This is a genomic window from Achromobacter spanius (genome assembly GCF_002966795.1).
Lineage (GTDB): Bacteria > Pseudomonadota > Gammaproteobacteria > Burkholderiales > Burkholderiaceae_B > Achromobacter > Achromobacter spanius_D.
Window position 1 is genome coordinate 5,205,004 of sequence record NZ_CP023270.1, and the last position, 22,297, is coordinate 5,227,300.

Annotated in this window: 21 protein-coding genes; 17 read left to right on the forward strand and 4 right to left on the reverse strand. The window is 65.0% G+C overall.

Translation table 11 applies throughout. The features are described from left to right. Positions 1-31: 31 nt before the first annotated feature. From CLM73_RS23605 to CLM73_RS23640, 8 genes are all read left to right on the forward strand, one after another. Positions 32-991 carry a DUF3829 domain-containing protein gene (locus tag CLM73_RS23605; RefSeq protein WP_234015728.1) on the forward strand — a complete coding sequence of 320 codons (960 nt, stop codon included), beginning with the start codon at positions 32-34 and terminating at the stop codon, positions 989-991. Between the two features lie 77 nt (positions 992-1,068). Next, positions 1,069-3,357: a molybdopterin-dependent oxidoreductase gene (locus tag CLM73_RS23610; protein WP_105240491.1), complete on the forward strand. Its 2,289-nt coding sequence runs from the start codon at positions 1,069-1,071 to the stop codon at positions 3,355-3,357. A 117-nt stretch (positions 3,358-3,474) separates the two neighbouring features. After that, complete coding sequence (locus CLM73_RS23615) at positions 3,475-4,953, forward strand: ABC transporter substrate-binding protein (RefSeq protein WP_158685920.1); 1,479 nt, start codon at positions 3,475-3,477, stop codon at positions 4,951-4,953. Further along, the gene (locus tag CLM73_RS23620; protein WP_234015729.1) at positions 4,940-5,887 is read left to right on the forward strand and encodes an ABC transporter permease; all 948 of its coding nucleotides are present in this window, start codon (positions 4,940-4,942) and stop codon (positions 5,885-5,887) included. The genes CLM73_RS23615 and CLM73_RS23620 overlap by 14 nt, the downstream gene beginning before the upstream one ends. Continuing rightward, the gene (locus CLM73_RS23625; protein WP_105240493.1) at positions 5,884-6,813 is read left to right on the forward strand and encodes an ABC transporter permease; all 930 of its coding nucleotides are present in this window, start codon (positions 5,884-5,886) and stop codon (positions 6,811-6,813) included. Before CLM73_RS23620 ends, CLM73_RS23625 begins: the two co-directional genes overlap by 4 nt. Further along, on the forward strand, positions 6,810-7,799 hold the full coding sequence (locus CLM73_RS23630) for an ABC transporter ATP-binding protein (RefSeq protein ID WP_105240494.1): 990 nt from the start codon (positions 6,810-6,812) through the stop codon (positions 7,797-7,799). The genes CLM73_RS23625 and CLM73_RS23630 overlap by 4 nt, the downstream gene beginning before the upstream one ends. Next, positions 7,796-8,791, forward strand: a complete 996-nt coding sequence (locus CLM73_RS23635) for an ABC transporter ATP-binding protein (RefSeq protein ID WP_105240495.1) — start codon at positions 7,796-7,798, stop codon at positions 8,789-8,791. The genes CLM73_RS23630 and CLM73_RS23635 overlap by 4 nt, the downstream gene beginning before the upstream one ends. 17 nt (positions 8,792-8,808) lie before the next feature. Continuing rightward, positions 8,809-9,276: a YybH family protein gene (locus tag CLM73_RS23640; RefSeq protein WP_105240496.1), complete on the forward strand. Its 468-nt coding sequence runs from the start codon at positions 8,809-8,811 to the stop codon at positions 9,274-9,276. A 13-nt stretch (positions 9,277-9,289) separates the two neighbouring features. Here the strand turns inward: CLM73_RS23640 and CLM73_RS23645 are convergent, their stop codons facing one another. Next, positions 9,290-10,237, reverse strand: a complete 948-nt coding sequence (locus CLM73_RS23645; RefSeq protein WP_105240497.1) for an alpha/beta hydrolase — start codon at positions 10,235-10,237, stop codon at positions 9,290-9,292. A gap of 534 nt (positions 10,238-10,771) precedes the next feature. Between CLM73_RS23645 and CLM73_RS23650 the strand changes: the two genes are divergently transcribed. From CLM73_RS23650 to CLM73_RS23690, 9 genes are read left to right on the forward strand one after another with little or no spacing between them, the layout of a single operon-like run. Beyond that, positions 10,772-12,013: an ABC transporter substrate-binding protein gene (locus tag CLM73_RS23650; RefSeq protein ID WP_105240498.1), complete on the forward strand. Its 1,242-nt coding sequence runs from the start codon at positions 10,772-10,774 to the stop codon at positions 12,011-12,013. Between the two features lie 7 nt (positions 12,014-12,020). Then, complete coding sequence (locus tag CLM73_RS23655) at positions 12,021-12,890, forward strand: ABC transporter permease subunit (RefSeq protein ID WP_105240499.1); 870 nt, start codon at positions 12,021-12,023, stop codon at positions 12,888-12,890. After that, entirely contained in the window at positions 12,890-13,882 is a 993-nt protein-coding gene (locus tag CLM73_RS23660; RefSeq protein ID WP_105240500.1) for an ABC transporter permease subunit, read from the forward strand. Before CLM73_RS23655 ends, CLM73_RS23660 begins: the two co-directional genes overlap by 1 nt. Continuing rightward, positions 13,879-14,613, forward strand: a complete 735-nt coding sequence (locus CLM73_RS23665; protein WP_105240501.1) for an ATP-binding cassette domain-containing protein — start codon at positions 13,879-13,881, stop codon at positions 14,611-14,613. Before CLM73_RS23660 ends, CLM73_RS23665 begins: the two co-directional genes overlap by 4 nt. Further along, complete coding sequence (locus CLM73_RS23670) at positions 14,597-15,301, forward strand: ABC transporter ATP-binding protein (RefSeq protein WP_105240502.1); 705 nt, start codon at positions 14,597-14,599, stop codon at positions 15,299-15,301. The genes CLM73_RS23665 and CLM73_RS23670 overlap by 17 nt, the downstream gene beginning before the upstream one ends. Before the next feature lie 13 nt (positions 15,302-15,314). Then, positions 15,315-16,826: an amidase gene (locus tag CLM73_RS23675; RefSeq protein ID WP_105240503.1), complete on the forward strand. Its 1,512-nt coding sequence runs from the start codon at positions 15,315-15,317 to the stop codon at positions 16,824-16,826. Beyond that, entirely contained in the window at positions 16,823-17,962 is a 1,140-nt protein-coding gene (locus CLM73_RS23680) for a transporter substrate-binding domain-containing protein (protein WP_105240504.1), read from the forward strand. The genes CLM73_RS23675 and CLM73_RS23680 overlap by 4 nt, the downstream gene beginning before the upstream one ends. Continuing rightward, positions 17,959-18,567, forward strand: a complete 609-nt coding sequence (locus CLM73_RS23685; RefSeq protein ID WP_105240505.1) for an ANTAR domain-containing response regulator — start codon at positions 17,959-17,961, stop codon at positions 18,565-18,567. The genes CLM73_RS23680 and CLM73_RS23685 overlap by 4 nt, the downstream gene beginning before the upstream one ends. 4 nt (positions 18,568-18,571) lie before the next feature. Beyond that, positions 18,572-19,726 (forward strand): iron-containing alcohol dehydrogenase, encoded by a 1,155-nt coding sequence (locus CLM73_RS23690; protein WP_105240506.1) that lies wholly within the window; start codon positions 18,572-18,574, stop codon positions 19,724-19,726. Positions 19,727-19,747: 21 nt separating this feature from the next. On the opposite strand, the gene CLM73_RS23695 is transcribed toward CLM73_RS23690, so the two are convergent. The 3 genes from CLM73_RS23695 to CLM73_RS23705 all read right to left on the reverse strand — a co-directional run bounded on the left by CLM73_RS23695 (position 19,748) and on the right by CLM73_RS23705 (position 22,295). Next, positions 19,748-20,107, reverse strand: a complete 360-nt coding sequence (locus CLM73_RS23695) for a Rap1a/Tai family immunity protein (RefSeq protein WP_105240507.1) — start codon at positions 20,105-20,107, stop codon at positions 19,748-19,750. Between the two features lie 159 nt (positions 20,108-20,266). After that, positions 20,267-21,250 (reverse strand): Bug family tripartite tricarboxylate transporter substrate binding protein, encoded by a 984-nt coding sequence (locus CLM73_RS23700; protein WP_105240508.1) that lies wholly within the window; start codon positions 21,248-21,250, stop codon positions 20,267-20,269. Between the two features lie 184 nt (positions 21,251-21,434). Continuing rightward, positions 21,435-22,295 (reverse strand): AraC family transcriptional regulator, encoded by an 861-nt coding sequence (locus tag CLM73_RS23705; RefSeq protein WP_105240509.1) that lies wholly within the window; start codon positions 22,293-22,295, stop codon positions 21,435-21,437. Positions 22,296-22,297 lie beyond the last annotated feature (2 nt).

A 22,297-nucleotide genomic window follows, 5' to 3' on the forward strand; every position in this document is an offset into this window, starting at 1 on the left:
TAGCAACCCGTCACAGGAAACAAAGATGTATATGCCGCGCCCTTCGCGCCTGTCCGCCGCTCTGCTCGTCGCGCTGGCGCTCGCCGCGTGCGGCGACGATAGCGCCAAGCCGGAAGCGAAAGCACCCGAAGCCAGCACCGCTCAGGCAGAAATCATCAAGTACAACCAATACGTGGATACGGCCAACAGCATCTCCACGACGTTCGCGCAGGCGCTCGAGCGCTACGAGGCCTATGCTGTCCCCGCGATCAAGAGCAGCAAGCCGCTCAAGGATTTCGTCATCAGCAATGACACGACCATCCTGCGCACCAAAGAGAAACTCGACCGTGCGCTGGCGATGCCCACGCCCATCGCCGAGATCGACGCACCGGCCAAGGCGTTCTCGGACGCGCTGGGCAAACTCGCGCCGCTGAGCAACGAACTGCAGAACTATTCGGCCGCCAAGACCTTCCTGTCGGACAACGGCGCATTGGCACGCGAGAAAAGCCCCGCCTACGTGGCAGCGCTGACGGAAGTCGTCAAGGCGGAAGACGGCTTCTACCGCGGCATCTCCGTCAAGGACACAGCCAACACCAAGGAAGCGTTCGAGAAGGCCAAGAAGGACACGGTCGCCTACTACCGTGCCGGCATGGTCTATTACGGCAAGGCCACGATGGACAAGGCGTCGGGCGTGTTCGACGGCAAGGGCCTGGGCGCCGACCAGGAAGCATTCAAGCAGCAGTTGGACAAGATGAATGAAATGGCGCTGGGCTTTGACAAGAAGACACGTGAAGCCGACCCCAAGGGCTGCAGCGGCATGATGATGAACGTCAACAGCTTCCTGGCCTCGGGCCGCAAGATCCTGGAGCACACCGACAATGGCCGCTACAAGGAAGACGCGGCGCGCACTGGTGCATTCAAGATGATGCGTCCCACGATCGAGAACGACGCCAACAGCCTGCGCCAGGATTTCAACAACGTGATTTCAGACTTGAACGTCGGCCGTTGCTGATCTCGTTGCTCCCAAAACTCGGATTGCGCGCTGGCGTTGCCGTATGATTTCGTCGAACCGCACTCTGAGTTTTCCGCATGGCACGTACGCGTCACCCCTCGCTCGCGCATTGGGGCGCCTTCACGGCAATCACCGAAGCCGGCCGCCTGGTCGGCTGCGAGCCCTTTGGGCCGGATCCGGCGCCCTCGCCCATGCTGGATTCCATTCCCGAGATGGTGCATTCGCCGCTGCGCGTGCGCCGTCCGGCGGTGCGGCGCGGCTGGCTTGAAGGCCGCCGTGATCGCGAGGGCGACGACTACATCGAAATCTCCTGGGACCGCGCGCTCGACCTCGTGTCGGGCGAGCTGGCGCGCGTGCGCGCCAAGCATGGTGCGGCCGGGGTGTTTGGCGGCTCGTATGGCTGGTCCTCGGCCGGGCGGGTCCACCATGCGCGCAGCCTGATCCGGCGGTTCCTGTTTCTGGGCGGCGGCTGCGTTGACCAGATCGGCAACTACAGCTGGGGCGCGGCGCAGTTTCTGCTGCCGTATGTCATCGGCACCACCTCGCCCGTCAGCGGCGACGTGACCGATTGGGACAGCGTGCTCGAACACACCCGGGTGCTGATCGCCTTTGGCGGCATTCCGGTCAAGAACAGCCAGGTGACTTCAGGCGGCGCAGGCCTGCACAACCTGCCGGGCTGGTTGGGCGAGGCCCAGCGCCGCGGCATCAAACTGGTGGTGATCAGCCCGACCCGGGCCGACATTCCCGCCGAGATGGCCGCCGAGTGGCTGCCGATACGGCCCAACACCGACACGGCGTTGATGCTGGGCATGGCGCACACCCTGCTGACCGAGAACCTTCACGACACGGCATTTCTGACCAGCCATTGCACCGGGTTCGAGCGCTGGGCCGCGTACTTGCGCGGCGATACCGATGGCCAGCCCAAGGATGCCGCTTGGGCCGCGGCCATTACCGGCATTCCGGCAGAACGCATTGCGGCGCTGGCGCGCGAGGCCGCGCAGCAGCGCAGCCTGTTGACGGCCGCCTGGGCCTTGCAGCGCGCGCAGCATGGCGAGCAGCCGTATTGGGCGGTGATCGGGCTGGCGGCCATGCTGGGCCAGATCGGCATGCCTGGCGGCGGCTTTGCCTTTGGGCATGCCTCGTTGAACGGTATCGGTCAGCCGCGCCGTCAGGTCCCGGGGCCGGAGATTCCGGTGCCCAGGAATCCCTCGGGCCTGGCGATTCCCGTCGCGCGCATCGCCGACATGCTGCTGGCGCCGGGCACGGAGTACGAGTTCAACGGCGGGCGGCATGTCTACCCGGACGTGAAGCTGATCTACTGGGCCGGCGGCAATCCGTTTCATCACCATCAAGATCAGAATCGCCTGCGGCAGGCCTGGAGCAAGCCCGAAACGGTGATCGTGCACGAGTCCTTCTGGACACCGCTGGCCCGGCGCGCGGACATCGTGCTGCCCGCCACGACAGCGCTGGAGCGCGAAGACGTGGGCGGGTCGTCGCGTGATCCTTACGTGTTCGCCATGCATCGCGCCGTGGAGCCGCAGGGCGAGGCGCGCAACGATTTCGATATCTTCGCGGAACTCGCGCGGCGCGCCGGGTTTGGCGAGGCCTTCACCGTGGGGCGCGATGTGGCCGGCTGGTGCCGGCATGTTTATGACGGCATGCGCGCGGGATGTCAGGCGCGGGGCGTGGAACTGCCTGACTTTGACACCTTCTGGGCACACGGTCATGCCGAGGTGCCCCCGCCCGAAACGCCGTATGTGCTGTTCGAGCGCTTTCGGCAGGATCCGGCGGCCAACCCGCTGTACACGAAGTCTGGACGGATCGAGCTGTATTCCGAAGCGGTGGCCGGTTACGGCTATGACGATTGCCCCGGCTATCCAGCCTGGCTGGCGCCGACGGAATGGCTGGGCGCGCCTGCGGCAGAACAATGGCCGCTGCATCTGCTGACCAATCAGCCGCGCACGCGGCTGCACAGCCAGTTGGATCCCGCCAGCCTGTCGCGCGCCGGCAAAGTGTCCGGCCATGAGCCCATTGCGATCCATCCGCTGGATGCCGCCGAGCGCGGCATCGGCGAAGGCGATGTGCTGCGGGTGTTCAACGACCGTGGCGCATGTCTGGCGGGCGCGGTGCTGGACGACGGGCTGTCGCGCGGGGTGGTGATCATGGCGACGGGCGCCTGGTCGGATCCCGACGGCAACCTGGACAGGCATGGCAATCCGAATGCACTGACCGCGGACATCGGGACCTCACGGCTGACGCAGGGACCCAGCGCACAGACCGCCTTGGTGCAGGTGGAAAAACATCTGGGCGAGCCGGTGCAGCATCGGGCGTGGGAACTGCCCGTGTTGCTGTCCGGGGCGGCTTAGTGCCCCGCCCCTCCCCGCTTCAGTCAAGTATTTCCGCGACATATCCTTAGAACGGCACGTTTGATTTTCTGACGGCAAACTTCGTTTTCCTTATTTACGATGGATCCGGAGTGCGCCATGCGCCTTAACCAGTTTTTGGGTTTGCTGCTGTCTGCGTCGGTGCTGAGCGCCGCGCACGCGGCTGATATCACGTTGGCGCTGGGCACCGAGCCCTCGACGCTGGATCCGCAGACGGCGCAGGATGGCTCAGAGCGCGCCGTCTCGCGCAATATTTTCGAAACCCTGCTGACCCGCACGCCGGCGGGCGAGCTGGTGCCGCAATTGGCAACGGGCTTGCCGCGTCAGATCGACGCGACCACCTGGGAAGTGACGCTGCGTCCGGACCTCAAGTTCAGCGACGGCAAGCCCCTGGATGCCGCTGCCGTGGCCGCCAGCATCAATCGCATCGTCGACCCCAAGACCGCCTCGCGTCAGCGTCCGTTCTTTCTCGGCATCAAGCAGGCCGAGGCCGTGGACGCGGTGACCGTCAAGGTGCATACCAACGGCGCCGATCCGGCGCTGCCGGCGCGTCTGTCGTGGCTGACCATCGTGTCGCCGGCCGCGGCCGCCGATGGCAGCCTGAGCCAGAAGCCGGTGGGCAGCGGCCCCTATGTGCTGACGGAATGGTCCAAGGGCAATCGCATCGTTCTCACCAAGAACCCGAATTACTGGAACCCCAAGGCAGTCGGCAATGTCGACCGCGCCACCTATCGCTTCGTCGCCGAACCCGGCACGCGCCTGTCGGGCCTGCGCGCCGGCGATTTCGACTTCATCACCAATCTGCTGCCGGAAGACACCAAGCGCGTGGCCAAGGCCGTGACGCTCAAGGGCACCGACCTGCCCTTCGTGTCGCTCAACGCCTTGAAAGGCCTGACGGCCGACGTACGCGTGCGCCAGGCCTTGAACTACGCGGTGGACAAGGAAGCGCTGGCCAACGACCTCTATGGCGGCTACGCCTCGGTGTCGCACGGCCAACTGCTGGCGCCGGGCTGGTTCGGCTATGACGCCTCCATCAAGCCCTATCCCTACGATCCCAAGCGCGCGACCGAGCTGCTGAAGGCCGCTGGCGCCCATGGCAAAAGCATCGACCTCTACGCCCCCTCGGGCCGCTGGCTGAAAGACAAGGAACTGGCGGAAACCATTGCCGCCTACTGGGAGGCCGCCGGCCTGAAGGTCAACTTCCGTGTGCTGGCCTGGGCCGAATACCTGGACGCGCTGAACAAGAACCGCGTGCCGACCGAAGCGCAGATCAGCAGTAGCCATTCGAATCAGCTGCTGGACGCGGATCGCACGCTGAGCGCCTATTACGCGCAAGGCGGCGTCGCAGCCGCCAACGACAACGCCGAACTGAAAAAGCTGATCGAAGACGCGCGCCAGGAAGCCGATCCCGCCAAGCGTCAGGCCTTGTACTCCAAGGCGCTGCAGATCGGCCGAGATCAGGCCTATCTGGTCTTTTTGCTGGATGGCGGCGAGATTTTCGGTTTGTCCAAGCGGGTGGATTTCTCGCCGCGCGTCGATGGCCTGATTCCGCTCAAGGACTTCCGTGTCACCGACTAATCAGGGCGGGCGCGGCTTGCCGCGCTTTTTGCTGGGCCGCTTTCTGCAAGGCTTGCTGGTCGTGGTGGGCGTGACGACGATCGTGTTCGTCGTCACGCGCCTTATCGGCGACCCCGTGCAAGCCATGCTGCCGGTCGATGCCTCGGCCGAAGACCGCGCAGTGCTGGCGCGCGCGCTGGGCATGGATGGCCCGATCTGGCTGCAGTACGTGCACTATCTGCGCGACATCGCCAGCTTTCAGTTCGGCGACTCGCTCTGGCAACACCGGCCGGCCGTGGACATCGTGCTCGAACGCCTGTCCGGCACCCTCACCTTGTGCCTGGGCGCGCTGGCAGTTGCTGTGCTGCTGGGCGTGCCGCTGGCCATTGCGGCGGCCTTGAAACCCGGGCAATGGGCGGATCGCATTTCTGTATTGCTGAGCCTGAGCGGCCTGTCCCTGCCGCAATTCTGGCTGGGCTTGCTGCTGATCCTGCTGTTTGCCGTGACCTTGAACTGGTTGCCGTCATCGGGTTCGGACACCGCAGCCAGCGCCGTGCTGCCCATCGTGACGCTGGCTTTGCCGGCCTTGGGGCGCATCGCCATGATGTTGCGCTCGGCGCTGATCGATGAACTCAATTCGCAATACGTGCGCACGGCGCGCGCCAAGGGTTTGCGCTCGCGGCGCATCGTGCTGGTGCATGCCCTGCGCAATGCCGCCGTGCCGACGGTCGCGCTGCTGGGCTGGGAGTTCGCCGCCATGCTGGCCGGCCATACCGTCGTGGTCGAAACCGTGTTCGCCTGGCCGGGGCTGGGCCAGACGGCGGTGCAGGCCATCGAGCGCCAGGACCTGGTGCTATTGCAAGCCGTCGTCTTCTTCATCGCCTTCCTGATCGTAATCCTGAATTTTTGCCTGGACATCGTGTACCGGCTGCTGGACCGGAGAATCGCGGTATGAGCGCGCCTGTGTGGGAACTGCCGGTGTCCGCGCCGGCGGCAAGCGGCTGGCGTGCCCTGTCGGATCGTCAGCGCGGCTGGATCCTGGCCTTGGTGCTGCTGCTGGCGCTGGCGGCCGTCGCCATCATCCTGCCGTGGCTGGCGCCTTATGACCCCGCCACCATCAAGCTGTCGGCGCGGCTCCGTCCGCCGGCCTGGGAAGAACGCGGCAGTCTGGCGAATCTGCTGGGCACGGACAACCTGGGCCGTGATGTGCTGAGCCGGGTGCTGCATGGCGCGCGGCTGTCTATCTTCATCGGCGCCGCCGTGGTCGCGATATCGGCCGGCGTGGGCGTGCTGGTCGGTTTGATTGCAGGTTTCGCCGGCGGCCGTGTGGACGCGGTGCTGATGCGCTGGGTCGATATCCATGTGGCCTTCCCCGGCCTGCTGCTGTCCCTGGTGATCCTCGTGATTCTGGGACCGGGCCCCGGCACCGTCATTCTGGCCTTGGCCCTGAACGGCTGGATGGTCTACGCGCGGCAGATTCGCAGCGTGGTGCTGTCGGTGCGTCAGCTGCCTTACATCGAAAGCGCCGAGATGGCCGGCGCGCGCCCGGCCCGCATCCTGTTGCGCCATGTCTTGCCCAATCTGGCGGCGCCGCTGATCACCTTGATGGTGCTGGAGTTTGCCCGCGTCGTGCTGGCCGAGGCGGCGCTGTCGTTTCTGGGCGTCGGCGTGCAACCGCCCGGCGTGTCATGGGGTCTGGACGTGGCCAATGGCCGCAACTATCTGACCAGCGCCTGGTGGCTGGCGACCTTTCCCGGTCTATCCATCGCGCTGACCGTGTTGGGCGTCAACCTGGCAGCCAGCCGCCTGCGCCTGGCGCTGGACCCGCGGGAACGCGAAAAAGACTTCGCCCGCAAATTGCTGGCCAAGGAGGCGCGATGACGACGCAGCCTCTGTTGAGCGTGCGTGAACTGAGCGTTGAATTCCTGACCCGCCAGGGCAGCGTCAATGCGGTCGATCGCGTGTCCTTTGATCTGCATGCCGGCGAGACGCTGGCCCTGGTCGGCGAAAGCGGCTCCGGCAAGAGCGCCTGCGCCTTGGCGTTGATGGGCCTGACCACCCTGCCCGGCCGGGTGGCGGGCGGCAGTGTGGTGTTCGACGGTCAAGACCTGCTCAGCCTGCCCGAACGCACGCTGGAGGACATCCGCGGGCGGCGCATCGCCATGGTGTTCCAAGATCCCATGAGTGCGCTGAATCCGCTCTTGACCATCGGCACGCAGATCGATGAGGTGCTGGAGCGCCATACGGCGCTGAATGCCGCAGCCCGCCGTGCGCGCACCGTCAGCCTGCTGGAACAGGTGGGCATCCCCAAACCGGCCGAACGCCTGGCGCGCCTGCCCCATGAGTTTTCCGGCGGTCAGCGGCAACGCATTCTGATCGCCATGGCGCTGGCCTGCGATCCGCAGATCCTGATCGCCGACGAGCCGACCACTGCATTGGACGTCACGATCCAGGCGCAGATCCTGGCGCTATTAGCCGAACTGAAAACCCGCCTTAAGCTGGCGGTTCTGCTGGTGACGCACGATCTGGGCGTGGTGGCGCAGGTGGCCGATCGCGTGGCGGTGATGTATGCCGGCCGTCTGGTCGAGGTCGGCGATGCCGATGCCTTGTTTGCCCAGCCTGCCCACCCCTATACCACGGGCTTGCTGCGCGCCACTCCACGGCTGTCGGATAACCAGCACCGCATGACGGCGATCGAAGGCGTGCCGCCCGATCCCCGTGTGCGGCGCAGCTATTGTGATTTTGCGCCGCGTTGCCCGGGCGCCGATGCGGCGTGCGCCGCGCGGCCGCCGTTGCAATCGCTGTCCCCGGGACGTCTGGCTGCCTGTGTGCGGCCGTTTGCACCGGTCTGGAAGGAGCTGGCATGACGCCCCCGTTGTTGCAGGTCGCGGATCTGCGCGTGCATTACCCGGTGCGCTCGGCGGGCTGGTTCAGCCGGCCCATGACCGCGCGCGCGGTCGACGGCGTCTCGCTGGAACTGGCGCGCGGCGAAACCCTGGGCCTGGTGGGCGAATCCGGTTCGGGCAAGACAACGTTGGGCCGCGCGGTCCTGCGCCGCACGCCATTGACCTCGGGCTCCATCCGGTTTCGCGGCGAAGACATCAGCACCGCAGGCACCGCGCAATTGCGCGAGCTGCGGCGGCACATGCAGCTCGTGTTTCAGGACCCGTCCACCAGTTTGAATCCGCGGCACACCGTGTTTGATGCGATCGCCGAGCCCTTGATCGTGCATGGCTGGTCAGCGGGACGGCGTGCGCTGGAAGAACGCGTGGCCCAGTTGATCGCGCAGGTCGGCCTGCCGGCCGACACCGCCAAGCGCTATCCGCATGCGTTCTCCGGTGGTCAACGCCAGCGCGTCGGCATTGCCCGCGCGCTGGCGATTCAGCCCGAGCTGATCGTGGCCGATGAGCCCGTGTCGGCGCTGGACGTGTCAGTACGCGCGCAGATCATCAATCTGTTCCAGGACTTGCAACAGGAGCTGGGGCTATCGTTCCTGCTGATCGCGCACGATCTGGCGGTGGTGCGGCACATCTCGCATCGCATCGCCATCATGTATGCCGGCCAGGTGGTCGAGACCGGACGCCGCGACGATGTCTACGACCGGCCTCTGCATCCCTACACGCGCGGCCTGCTGGCTGCCGTGCCCGAGCCGGAACGCCATCGCGATGGCCGGCGGACGTTTCCGGTCGCGCTGGGCGAACCGCCCAGTCCGATGTCCCCGCCCTCAGGCTGCCGCTATCACCCGCGCTGCCCGCTGGCGGTGGAACGCTGCCGCCAGGAAGCGCCGCCGCTGATGACAATGGCGGGTGAACACAAAGTGGCTTGCTGGTTTCCCGGCGCCGCGCCGATTTCCTCGTAATTTTTCATGGAGAAACCATGTCTGTTAAAGCTCTGACCCCTGTTGCGCCGGCCGATGCCGACGCGGTGCGTGCCTGGTTCAAGGAACTGTCCGACCATGTCCAGGCCGTGGATTACGCGGCGGCGCGCCATCTGTTCGCAGAAGACTTTGTCGCGTTTGGCACGTACACCAACTTCGTGCACGGCCGCGATCACGCCGAGAAGAACCAGTGGCGCAATGTGTGGTTCAGCATCGATAAGTTCTTGTGGCGCCTGGACGACGTGCAGACCTTCGTGTCGCCGGATCGCCTCTTCGCCGTCGGTGCGGCGGTGTGGGACTCGATCGGCTATCACCCCGACGGCAAGACCTTCGACCGCCTGGGCCGCGCCACCGTGTCGTTCGCGCGCGAAAACGTCGGCGATCCGTGGGTGGCGACGCACACGCACATGTCGCTGTTCCGCGATACGCCCAGCGTGTCGCATGGGAACAAGCCGGTTCGGAGTTAAAAAGCCGAGGCGCTCAGGCCAGCAGCAGACGCAACTGCTGCACCAGATCCGAACGAGCTTGCCGCGCTTGCGGCAGGATGCGGGTCATGCCGATGAAGCTGTGCGGCACGCCGGGGTAGATTTTCAACCACGGCTGCGCGCCCGCCTCGCGCAGCGCTTGCGCCAGATCCTTGGTGTCGTCCAGCAAGGGATCAAGCTCGGCGGCTTGCAGAATGACAGACGGCAGCCCCTGCACGCCGCCCAACAGCGGCGCGACGCCGGGATCCTGCAATTGCGCGTCATCCGCCACATACTGGCGCCAGAACCAATCCAGCTTGTCGGTCGACAACCCAAAGCGGCCATCACCCAGCTCCTGCTGCGCCGGCGTATCCCGGCGCGCCGACAGCATGCCGTAGATCAGCGCAATCGCGCGAAGCAACGGCTCGCCCGCATCACGCAGCCGTTGCGCGGCCGCCAGCGTCAGGTTGCCGCCGGCAGACTCTCCGCCCAGACTCAAACGCCCCGCATCCAGGCCAAGCGTTGCCGCATTGCCATGCAACCAGCGCACCGTTTCCAACACCTGCTCCAGGGCCACCGGATAGCGCGCCTCGGGCGACAACGCGTAGTCCAATCCGCCCGTCACCATGCCGGCCTCATTGGCAATCTCGCGCTTCCAGCGATCCAGGGTTTCCAGATCCCCGTGCGCAAACCCGCCGCCGTGCAGGTGCAGATACAGCGGCAGCGCCTTGCCCTCCGATCCCGCCGGATAGTAAAGCCGCAAGGTCGCCGGCACCGGCAGATGATCCAGCCGGTGCTCAACCACGCGTCCGACTTCGGGCGCGTCCCCCGCCAACCAGATTTGATAACCGCGCGCCTGCCGGCGCACTTGATCCAGCGGGGTGGTCAGCACATTGGGGGTGCCGACACCGGCTTCACGGCCCAGGGCCTGGGCGGCTTGAACTTCGGGTGACAGGGTGCTCATGATGCGTCCGATGCAAGGAAGGAAGGCGGCCCGGCGGGCAGGCCAAAACCGCTCAGTATGGACAGGCCGGTGGCAGGAGGCCAAATACGATTCAGGCATATGCTTTTAACCTGAGGCGGAAGGCGATCTGCGCGGCACCCTCGCGCAGGTTTCATCAAAACCGTGGAGCGCGATCAGATCCATGTCGCGCATAGCGGGCCGGTATCGCTTACCTCCTGGCTGATGGCGCGGCTTGCGACAAGATCAGCGGCAGGCCTAGGGAAATCCCGGGGCTAGCCTGGCCCTTGCCCTTCCCCTAGAATTTGGCCTGCCTTCACGCATTGAAGGTCGGCCCGGTAAGTTCCAAAGGCGCAACTGCCAGCAAGGCCGCTCAGTGTTTCTCGTCGACAACGGCGTCGACATCCTGCCGGGTTCTCGGCATACCCACAAACTTACACACGTCTACGCGACTTTCGGCGTCGGCCTCTGCACGTCCCTGCACTTCGCGCCGGGCGCCAGACCGCGCGCGCCGCAAGCGCTCAAGGGGCCATCAACATGAGCATGAACCGCCGTCAGTTCCTCTCGTCTACCGCAGCCACCGCCGCCTCTGCCACCCTGATGGGGCTCACTGGCTCGCGCGCCTTTGCGGCTGGCGACGAAAAAATCAATGTCGCCGCCATCTACGATCTGTCCGGGGGCCTGGACATCTACGGCAAGCCGGTGATGGACGCGCTGCGGTTCGCGGCAGAGGAAATCAATGCCAAGGGCGGCCTGCTGAACAAGCAGATCAACTTCATCGCGTATGACGCGCAATCGAACATGCAGCTCTATGCGCAATTTGCGCAGCAGGCCGCGCTGCGCGACAAGGCCGCCGTGGTCCACGCCGGCATTACCTCGGCCTCGCGCGAGGTTGTGCGTCCGGTGCTCAACCGCTATCGCACCCTGTACTTCTACAACAATCAGTACGAAGGCGGCGTCTGCGACCGCAACTACTTCGCGGCCGGCGTAACGCCCGCGCAGACCGTGCAGAAGCTCGCGCCCTACGCCGTCAAGCAATGGGGCAAGAAGGTGTACATCGTGGCGGCCGACTACAACTACGGCCAGATCGTGTCCAACTGGGTGCGAAAGTACGCATCCGATGTCGGCGGCAAGACCGTCGCAACCGAGTTCTTCCCGCTGGACGTGACCGATTTCGGCGCTGCCATTTCCAAGATCCAAGCCGCCTCGCCGGACTTCGTCTGGTCGGGCCTGGTGGGCGGCGCACACATGTCCTTCTATCGCCAATGGAAGGCCACCGGCATGACGGGCAAGATCCCGCTCGCCTCGACCACCTTTGCCGGTGGCAATGAACACATCGTGCTGTCGCCCGAAGAATGCAATGGCTTCCTCGTCTGCCAGAACTACCTGCAAGAGCTGCCTGGCGCGGCCAACGCCGACTTCGTCAAGCGCTTCCATGCCCGTTACGGCGCCGACTATCCGTACATCACGGAACTGGCCATGGGCGCCTATCAGGGCTTCATGCTGTGGGCCGAAGGCGTGCGCATGGCCGGCTCGATCGACCGCATCAAGGTCATCGAAGCGCTGGAGTCCGGCATCGCCATCGATGCGCCGAGCGGCCGCGTGTCGCTGGACCCCGCCACTCACCACTGCACCCTGGATGTGCACATCGCGGAAGTACATGACCGCAAGCTCAATCTCGTCGAGAGCTTCCCGCAGCAACAGCCTGGCGACACCGCTGCGGTCTGCGACCTTATCAAGAACCCGACGGACAACCGTCAATACGCCATCAAGTTCTGAGCGATTCATGGATCTCGTTGCCATTTATGCCATCGATATCCTGGGTGCGATCGCCACCCTGGCGCTGTTGAGCGTCGGGTTGGCGGTGGTGTTCGGGATGATGAAGATCATCAATCTCGCCCACGGCGAATTCATGATGCTGGGCGGCTACGTCGCCATCCTTGCCACCAATCAATGGGGCGTTCCGATCTGGATCTCCATGCTGGTGCTCGCGCCGTTGATCGTCGGCATGTTCGGCGTGCTTGTCGAACACCTGCTGGTGCGCCATCTGTATGGCCGCATGATCGACACCATGCTGGCGACCTGGGGGTTGTCGCTAGCCGTCATCGGGCTGGCCACCATGGTCTTCGGGAACACGACGGTCGGCATCTCGTCGCCCCTGGGCGGCATCACCATCGGCGCGCGCCAGGCGAGCGGCTACACCCTCTTTCTGATTGCGCTGGCTGCCGGCGTGATGCTTGCGCTGTGGTGCCTGCTGCGATTCACCGATTTCGGCCTGCGGGCCCGCGCGTGCATGCAGAACGCCGCGATGGCCAATGCGTTGGGGATGAACCCCAATGGCGTTTACAAGATGACCTTCGGTCTGGGCGCCGCCTTGTCCGGTCTGGCCGGCGCCGTGCTCGCCCCGCTCACGGGTGTCATCCCGACCATCGGCGCGGCCTACATCGCCAAGGCCTTCATCACGGTCATCAGCGGCGGCAGCGCCGTCATCGCCGGCACGGTCAGCGCATCGGGCTTCTTCGGCGCAATCAGCCAGGGCGTGACTTTTCTTGCCACGCCGGTTTATGGCCAAGTGGCCTTGCTGCTGGCCGCCATCGTGCTGATCCGTCTACTGCCGCAAGGCATTACCGGGCGATTTTTCAAGCGAGCGATCTGATGCGTGTACCTGTAATTTCTCTGGCGCTGGGCGCAGTGGCCGTCGCGGCCGCGGTCATGTTGCCCACCGTCGTCGACATGTTCAGTCTCCTGTCCATGACGGTCTACCTCGTCATGGCCTTGCTTGCGCTGAGCCTGGCCTTTGTCTGGGGCCACGGTGGGATTCTGTGCTTTGGGCAGGCTGCGTTCTTTGGTCTGGGCGCCTATGCGTGGGCGATCGGCGCCTTCAATTTCGGACCCGGCCTGGTCGCGATGGCGTTGGCCGTCGCCGTGCCAGCGACCTTTGCCGCCCTGCTTGGCTACTTCATGTTCTACGGCAAGATCAGCGACGTTTATCTGGGTGTCATCACATTGGCCGTGACCTTGATCCTGTTTAACCTGATGAATTCGACCTCGGGCGACAGCTATCGCATCGGCGAAGCGCTGCTGGGCGGATTCAATGGCATTCCGTCGATCCCGCCGCTGACGCTCCCGGGCGCGACAGAGCCCCTGTCCCCCGAAGGCACCTTCACACTGGCCGCCCTTATCCTCATCGGGGCGTATTTTGGCCTGCGCGCCATCATGGCCTCGCGCTTTGGCCGCGTGGTTGCCGCCGTACGCGAAAACGAACAGCGCGCCCTGCTGCTGGGCTACAACGCCAGCCTGTATAAGCTCGCCGCGTTCACGCTGGGCGGCGCGCTGGCCGGCCTGGCCGGCATGCTCTACGCCAACTGGGGCGCCTTCGTCAGCCCCGGCGTGTTCGGTCTGTCGCAGTCGGCGCAAATTATCATCTGGGTGATCGTCGGCGGCCGCGGCACACTGATCGGCCCGATCATCGCCTGCGTGGCGCTGCAAGCCATGGTCACGGAACTGGGCGCGCAGCACACCGTGGACACCGGCCTGGTTCTGGGCCTCATCCTGATTCTCTTTGTTCTGTTGATCCCGCGCGGCCTGGCCCCGACAGTGCTCGACGCTTGCCGCCGCGTGGTGCGGCCCGCCAAGGAGCAAGCATGAGCGAACTGCTGTTGGAAACCCAGGCCCTGGGTGTGAGTTTTGGCGGCGTGCACGCCGTGCGAGACGTCGATTTCCGACTGGAGCGCGGCGAAGTGCGCTGCCTGATCGGCCCCAACGGCGCCGGCAAAAGCACCTTCTTCAAGATGCTTTCGGGCCAGTTGCAGCCGAGCCGCGGAGACATCCGCTTCAAGGGCCAACCCCTGCGCGGTCTGGCCACACATGAGGTGGCGCGCCTGGGCATCGGCATCAAGACTCAGGTGCCCAGCGTCTTCGAAGGGCTGGACGTGCGCGAGAACCTGCGGCTGGCCGCGGCGCGGCGCACCGACGGCGAGCCGGACGCCATTGTCGCGCAGGTGCTGGCCGAAATCGGCCTGGATGCGCATGCTCGCACGCCCGTCAATGCGCTGGCCCACGGCCAACGCCAATGGGTGGAACTGGGCATGATCTTGGCTTCTCGGCCCGAGCTGGTGCTGCTGGATGAACCGGCAGCCGGCATGACGCACCAAGAGACGCGCAAGACCGCCGACCTGATTGCCGCCATCAACCGCCACAGCACCGTGGTCGTGGTCGAGCATGACATGGCCTTCATCCGCCTGATCGCCGGCCGCATCACGGTCTTCAACCAGGGCGAAGTGCTGGCCGAAGGCAGCTTCGACGACATCATGGCGCATGCCGAAGTGCGTGCCGCCTATCTGGGCAAGCAAGGAGAAACACATGCTCCAGGCGCGTGATTTGAAAGCCGGCTACGGCCGCATCCCGGTGCTGCACGGCGTGAGCTTCGAAATGGCCGCCGGCGAATTCACCGGCATTCTGGGCCGCAACGGCATGGGAAAGACGACGTTATTGCGCACGCTGATGGGCGAGCTTCCCCTTACCGGCGGCGACCTGACGCTGGCAGACCGAAGGATCGGCACGCTTGCCCCGCATGCGCGCGCCCGCCAGGGCCTGGGGTTCGTGCCGCAGGGGCGGCAAATCTTCCCGGCGCTGAGCGTCGCCGAGAACCTGCGCATGGGTTGTGTGAAGAACCTGCGCGGCGCCGATGCCATGGTCACCTCGGTGCTGAAGGTGTTTCCGCGTCTGCAACGTCTGCTTGATCGTCCGGGCGGCAGCCTGTCGGGCGGCGAACAGCAATTGCTGGCGCTGGCCCGTTGCCTGTGCGGCGAACCCAGGTTGATGCTGCTGGACGAACCCACCGAAGGCATCCAACCTTCGATCTGCGACGAAATCGTCGAGGCCTTGCAGCTCCTGCGTGCCTCGCATGGCATCGCCATCCTGCTGGTCGAACAGGACATCGATTTCCTGTGCGCGCTTGCCGACCGCATCCTGGTGCTGGAAAAGGGCGAGCTGATCGCCGACATTCCCACCGCAACCACTACTCCCCAAGAGATCGCCCGGCGTTACGGCGGTCTGCAATCCTGAACCGGAATCCGAGATGTCCCTTCCCCGTCCCACTCTGGAAGCGCTGGACCAGGCCGCGCGCCGCATCGGCCTGAATCTGGACGATGCCATGCTGCGTGCCTACGACAGCATTCTGGAGGCCACCTTCGCCGAGTACGACCAGGTGGATGCCATGATCGATCAGCCGCCGGTGGTGCGCTATCCGCGCACACCGGGCGTGCAGCCCGAGGACAATCCGCTCAATGCCTGGTATGTGCGTACCGAGATCGATGGCCGCCCCGGCGGTCCGCTGGCCGGCAAGCGCGTGGTGCTCAAAGACAATGTCTGCCTGGCCGGCGTACCCATGATGAATGGCGCGGCCACCTTGCGCGGTTATGTGCCCGACCAGGACGCCACGGTTGCCACTCGCATTCTGGATGCTGGCGGCCGCATCGTCGGCAAAGCCCATTGCGAATACTTTTGCGTATCGGGCAGCAGCCACACCAATGCCACCGGTCCCGTGCGCAACCCGCGCCAGCCCGAGCATTCTGCGGGCGGTTCGTCGTCCGGCGCGGCGGCGCTGGTCGGCGCCGGCGAAGCCGACATGGCCATCGGCACGGACCAGGGCGGTTCGGTACGCATTCCAGCCGCCTATTCCGGCATCTATGGAATGAAGCCCACGCATGGCCTCATTCCCTATACCGGCATCATGCCGATCGAAATGACGCTGGATCACGCCGGCATCATGACGGCCACGGTGGCCGACAATGCCCTGCTTCTCGACGCCATCGCCGGCAGTGATGGACTGGACCCGCGCCAGCAGAATCTGCCGGCCGAACGCGCGTCGTACTGCGAGGCGTTGGGCCTGCCTCTCAAGGGCCTGCGCGTCGGCGTGGTGCCCGAAGGCTTTGGCTGGCACAACAGCGAACCCGAGGTTGACGATGCGGTGCGCCAGGCCGCCGCCGAGCTGGCAGCCCAGGGGGCCGACGTGATCGAGCTGTCGGTGCCGCTGCACCGCAAGGGCCATGCCATCTGGACCCCCATCGCGGTCGAAGGCACGACCCAGCAAATGAAGGGCTTCAACTACGGCAGCAACTGGAAAGGCTTGTATGTCACCGGTCTGATGCAGGTGCAACGGCATTGGCTAGATCATGCCGACGAGTTTCCGCATGACGTCAAGACCTGCCTTCTGGCCGGTGAATACTTCTACGCACGCTACGGCGGCCAGTACTATGGCAAGGCGCAAAACCTCGCGCGCCGCCTGCGCCAGGCCTATGATCAGGCTTTGGACCGTGTCGACCTGCTGTTGATGCCGACGGTGCCCATGCGCGCGCCGCGCCTCATCGATTCCGACGCGGCGCCGGACCTCTTTGTGACCCGCGCCCTTGAAATGAACGCCAACACCGCGCCTTTTGACGTCACCGGCCATCCGGCCATTTCCGTTCCCTGCGCCCTGCGAGACAGCTTGCCAGTCGGCATGATGCTGGTGGGCCGTCATTTCGACGAAGCGACGCTGTATCGCGCTGCCCATGCTTTCGAGCGCTCGCTCGACTGGACGTCGCTGTGACCGCAACCACAGGCCATCGCGTCGGCCTGCTGTTCTCGCACGAGAGCCTGACAGCGGCTACCGAGATCACCCAGGAAAACGCCACGCTGCTGGCTATCGACGAGGTCAATGCCGCCGGCGGCATCGATGGCGCGCCGCTCGTCCCAGTCAGCGCCCGCGTGGGCGCCCAGCCGGCCGACTATCGCGAGGCCGCCGAACGGCTCTGCGATCGCGAACGCGTGCCGCTGATCTTCGGCACCCATATGTCCAGCACCCGCAAGGCCGTGCTGCCGGTCGTGGAAAGCCGCCGCGCCCTGCTGTTCTACGCCACGCTCTACGAGGGTTTCGAGTATTCGCCCTATTGCTTCTACGGCGGCTCCGTACCCAATCAGAACTCGGTGCAGCTGGCCAGTTACGTGATCCGCCACTTTGGCAATCGGGTGCTGTTCATTGGCGGCCAATACGTCTACCCGCGCGAGTCGAATCGCATCATGCGAGAGCTGTACGAGCAGGCGGGCGGCGAAGTGGTCGACGAGGTCTACCTGCCGCTGAACGCACCGCAGGAACACCTTGCCGAAGTCCTCAAGCGCGCCGTGGCGTTGCGTCCGGACGCCATCTACTCGACCATGGTCGGACGGGACATCGTCAAGCTGTATCGGGCCTACCGCGAGCTGGGCCTGGATCCGGCGCGCATGCCCATCGTCAGCCTCGCCACCAACGAGACCGACGTGGCGTTGCTCACTGCCGAACAGGCCGAAGGCCACATCACCGCCGCGCCGTACTTTGCTTCGCTGGACACCGCGCCCAGCCGCCGGTTTGCCCAGGCCTACCATGCACGCTTCGGCGAAGACAGCCCGATCACGGCGGGCGCCGAAGCCGCCTATTCCCAGGTCCATCTCGTGGCCGACGCCGCGCGCCGCGCAGGCGGTCTTGCCCTACCCGAGCTGGTACGGGCCCTGGACGGCGCCCAATTCCAAGCGCCGCAGGGTCTGGTCACTATCGATGGAGACACGCAGCACACCTCGCTCTGGCCGCGCATCGCCCGCATCGATGCCCAACGGCGGTTCCAGATTATCTACGCCGCGCGTGCCGCGGTGCGGCCGGTGCCGTACCTCGTCGACCATGCGCTGGATCCCCACGCCCTGACGCTGCCGTGACTGCCTTTCTTTCCCGGCCAGGCCGCAGCACCACGGCGCTGCGCGAACTCAACGGCCTGCGCGTGCTGGTCCTGCACCCGCAGGACGCCGAATCGCGCCTGTTGATGTCGCATCTGAAGCGCATCGGCTGTGTGCCGACCCAGCAATGGCCGATGCCCGATACGCTCTGCGCCGATGCCGACGTTGTCGTTCTGCCCATCGAAGAAGACTATCGCGAGGCCATTCAGAAGCTGGCCGATGGCCTGAACGCGCTGAGCCCGCCGCTGGTCGGCATCGTCGAATACGAAAATCCGGCCACGCTGCAATTGGTTCTACATAGCGGCTGCACCGGAGTCATCGAACGGCCGATCCGCCCCTTTGGCCTGTTGACCCAATTACTGCTGGCACGCACCGCCTGGCGCCAGCAGGCCGCCACCATGGCCCATATGCGCAAGCTCGAGGGGCGTTATGCCGCCGTCAGCAAGGTTGCCACGGCCAAAACGCTATTGATCGCGCGTGAGGGCATTACCGAAAACGAAGCGCACCGCCGTATCCAAGGCCGCGCCATGGCCACGCGATCATCGCTGGAAGACGTGGCGCAAACCATCATCAACGAATTCTCCTGATCCCATGTCCGCCTTCTCCTTCCAGACCGTCCCCCACATTCTCGTCGAGCCGGGCCTGGCCCGCCGCCTGGGCGCCCTGCTGCGCGAACGCCATACGGGCGCACGTGCGGTGTTGGTCACCGACAACTTTCTCAATCGCAGCGGTGCGCTGCAACCGGCGCTGACCAGTCTGGCGGCCAGCGGCTGGCAGACGCTGGTTATTGACGACGTGGTTGCCGACCCGCCCGAAGCCGTGGTCCAGGCAGCAGCCGAACGCGCCCGGACGTTCGACGCCGATGTGGTTATCGGTTTTGGCGGCGGCTCTTCCATGGACGTGGCCAAACTGGTGGCCTTGTTGTGCAATAGCGATCAGCCGCTGCCCGCCATGTATGGCGTCAACCAGGTGCAGGGCCAGCGATTGCCGCTGATTCAGGTGCCGACTACGGCTGGCACGGGCTCGGAGGTCACGCCCATCTCGATCGTGACTACCGGCGCCACGACCAAGAGCGGCGTGGTCTCGCCGCAGCTCTATGCCGACGCGGCCTTTCTGGACGCCGAACTGACGGTAGGCTTGCCGCCCGCGGCCACCGCCGCCACGGGCGTGGACGCCATGGTGCATGCCATCGAAGCCTACACCAGCAAACGCCTGAAGAATCCGCTGTCCGATCACCTCGCCGTCCTGGCGTTGAAGCTGCTCACTGCCAACCTCATCACCGTTTGCCGCGACGGCGCTAATCTGCAGGCGCGCTCCAACATGCTGCTGGGCGCCATGCTGGCCGGCCAGGCATTCGCCAATGCCCCCGTCGGCGGCGTGCACGCGCTCGCCTACCCGGTCGGCGGCATATTCCATGTGCCGCACGGCCTGTCGAACGCGTTGGTCCTTCCCGCCGTGCTGCATTTCAATGCGCAGGCCGCAGCGCCTCTCTACGCCGAACTGGGTGCAGCGGTGGGCCTGCCGCCAGCCGTGGATACCGCGAGCGGCGCGGCTGCCTTCATATCCTTCCTGGAAGACCTCATCCGCCAGGCCGAGCTGCCGCAGGGCCTACGCGCCATCGGCATCGAAGAGTCCGACCTGCCTACGCTGGCAAGCGCCGCGATGGCGCAACAGCGCCTGCTGATGAATAACCCGTTGCCTATCGACGAGGCCCAGGCGCTGGACATCTACCGTGCCGCATACTGACCCGGCATGGCCGTGGCGATGCTACCGGCAAGGGAACGACCGCGCCAGTGCCTCGCCAACCAGCGGCCCGGCGTTTCCATTGAGCCGATTGTCCGGCAGCGCAGTCAGATAGCTGTGCACCCTATCCTTCAACTCATGCGGCAGAACGCCGGTTCGCGTGCACCAGAGCGTGGCTTGCGTCTGATCGGCAACCCCGCTCACGTAGGCCTGCGCATAGGCCGAAGCGAATTGGCGGCCAAGCGACGCATCGCGCACCTGCGACGGCATCCGTCCTTCCATGGCGGCAATCAGATCAGCGCCGGAAAAATGCCAGGTGCGGACTTCCTGCGCCTGGCCCGTCACCGCGGCAGAAAGCATGAAGATCAAAGCCACGCTTCTCATTGTCATCGTTCCTCTTGGCCCCAAGCTGGGCATTGGAACGAAGCTTAGCGCACGCTGAAAGACGCTTTAAGGCGCTTGTGACCCGCGCCAGGATTTCAACAACCTGATCTCCGACGTGAACATCGGGCGCTGCGGATACGAACGCACAAGCGAGGCGGCTTATTGTTCCTTCAGCCCCAACGATTTCATCAACGGCGCGAACAGTTTCTTTTCTTCCTGCACGCGCGCGGCATAGTCGGCCGCGCTCAGCGGTATTGCCTCGGCGCCCGCATCCAGAAAGCGCTTCTGGATCTCCGGCCGCGCAAGCACTTTGTTGAGCTCGGCGTTCATGCGAGCGACCACATCATCGCGGGTGCCGGCGGCGGCATACACGCCGAACAGGCTGTCCGCGAACACACCGTCGATGCCGGCCTCGGTAAAGGTTCGAATGTCGGGCGCCACGGCAGCGCGCTGCCGGCTCGCCACCGCCAGTACCTTCAGCTTGCCCGCCTGCACCATGGGAAAGACCGTGGCGGGTCCAAACGCAAAGTCGATCTGGCCCGCTGCCAGGTCTTGAATCGCCGGCGCCACGCCGCGATACGGCGCATGGGTGGCCTGCATGCCCGTCGCCTGCTTGAGCAGCTCGCCGGCCAGATGCGGCGTCGTGCCGTTGCCGGCGGATCCGTAGTTCAGCGGATCGGGCCGCTTGCGCGCGTATTCCACAAACTCTTCGAGCGTGTTGACGCCCAACGAAGACCGGACAAACAGGAACAACTGGCTATTGGCCAGCAAGCCAACCGGCCGCAAATCCTGCTGTGGATCGAACGGCATGCTGACGAACATCAGCGGGTTGACCGATTCGGTCGTCGAAGGATTGAGCAGGAAGGTATGGTTGTCTTTCCCGTTGCGCGCCACCTCGGCGCCCGCCACGTTGCCGCCCGCGCCGCCCCGGTTCTCGACGATGACGGTCTGCTTGAAGGCCTCGGCCAAGTGCGGCTGCACGGTGCGCGCCAGCACATCGACCAGCCCGCCGGGCGCCAGCCCCACGACCAGACGCACGGGCTTGGTGGGCCAGGCCTCAGATGGCGTTTGCGCATGGCTTCCCGTCGTCCAGCCCGTCAGCGCCAGCATCATCAAGGCTAGACAACGTCTACGCAGCAGCATTGCGATTCTCCATATGGGGCGTCACCCCGCAATTTCGCGCACGGTGCGTCACTTGCCGCACCACGGTGAACCGCCCTCATGCCTCATCGCAGCGGCGGCCCTGCATCCGCCGCTCATTCTTCACAAAAGTTTAAGCATAAAGAATCCCGGAATAACCCTAATCTGCCAGCGACAGGCGCGGCGCCTATTCGGTGGTGTGCTGCACACCAGATCCGTCCTGCCGAGCTGGCGCGGGCGCAGCGTCACGCGTTGGAGCCCGGGCCCGCATATATGCCATCGGGCTGCACTTCATCTCGGACCGGAACGCAAAAATGAATGACGACGTGGACCCATACCCAAGTTCCAACGCAGTCCCCGTCACATCGAGACCACTCTCCAATAGTTCGATGGCTCTGAACAACTTCAGCCGGCGCCGCCAGTCGCGCAGCGTCAACCCGGTCTCCGCAAGGAACTTTCTAGCCAGAGTTCGCCCGGACATTCCCAGTTCCCTGCCCCAATCATCTGGGCCCCTTTGATCGGCCGGACGGTTGTACAAGGCTTCGCACACGGTCAATAGCGGGCCGCTTGTCGGCCACGCCAGCACCAATGAGATCGGCGTTGCTCGGCAGAGTTGGTCGAGCACTAACCGGTATAGCCTGCCGAAGTACTCATACTCGTCCGTTTGTCCTTGAATTGCCGCCGCCTCGACAAGAAGCGCCTTCAATAACGCAGACACGCCAAAGACCGCCACCCCGCCCTCAGAAAGCGCTCGTCCGGGATGGTCGGCAAGCCAAAGGCTGCGGTACTCGGCTCCGAGGAAAGAACCGACGCTATGGACCGTTCCGGACGGAATCCAAGCGGCCTGGTTTGGGGATATGGCGAAAGAATGGCCGTCTGCCGTGACCAGGAGGACGCCAGAGACGGCGTATACGACCTGATGCCATTCATGCGTATGCGCGGCGAAATAATCCCGCGCACCAATGGACTGCACCCTCATGGTCATTGGCGCCGGCGGCAAGACGTCCGCCGGGACCGTAATGGATTTCCACTGTATGGGCGCGTTCATAT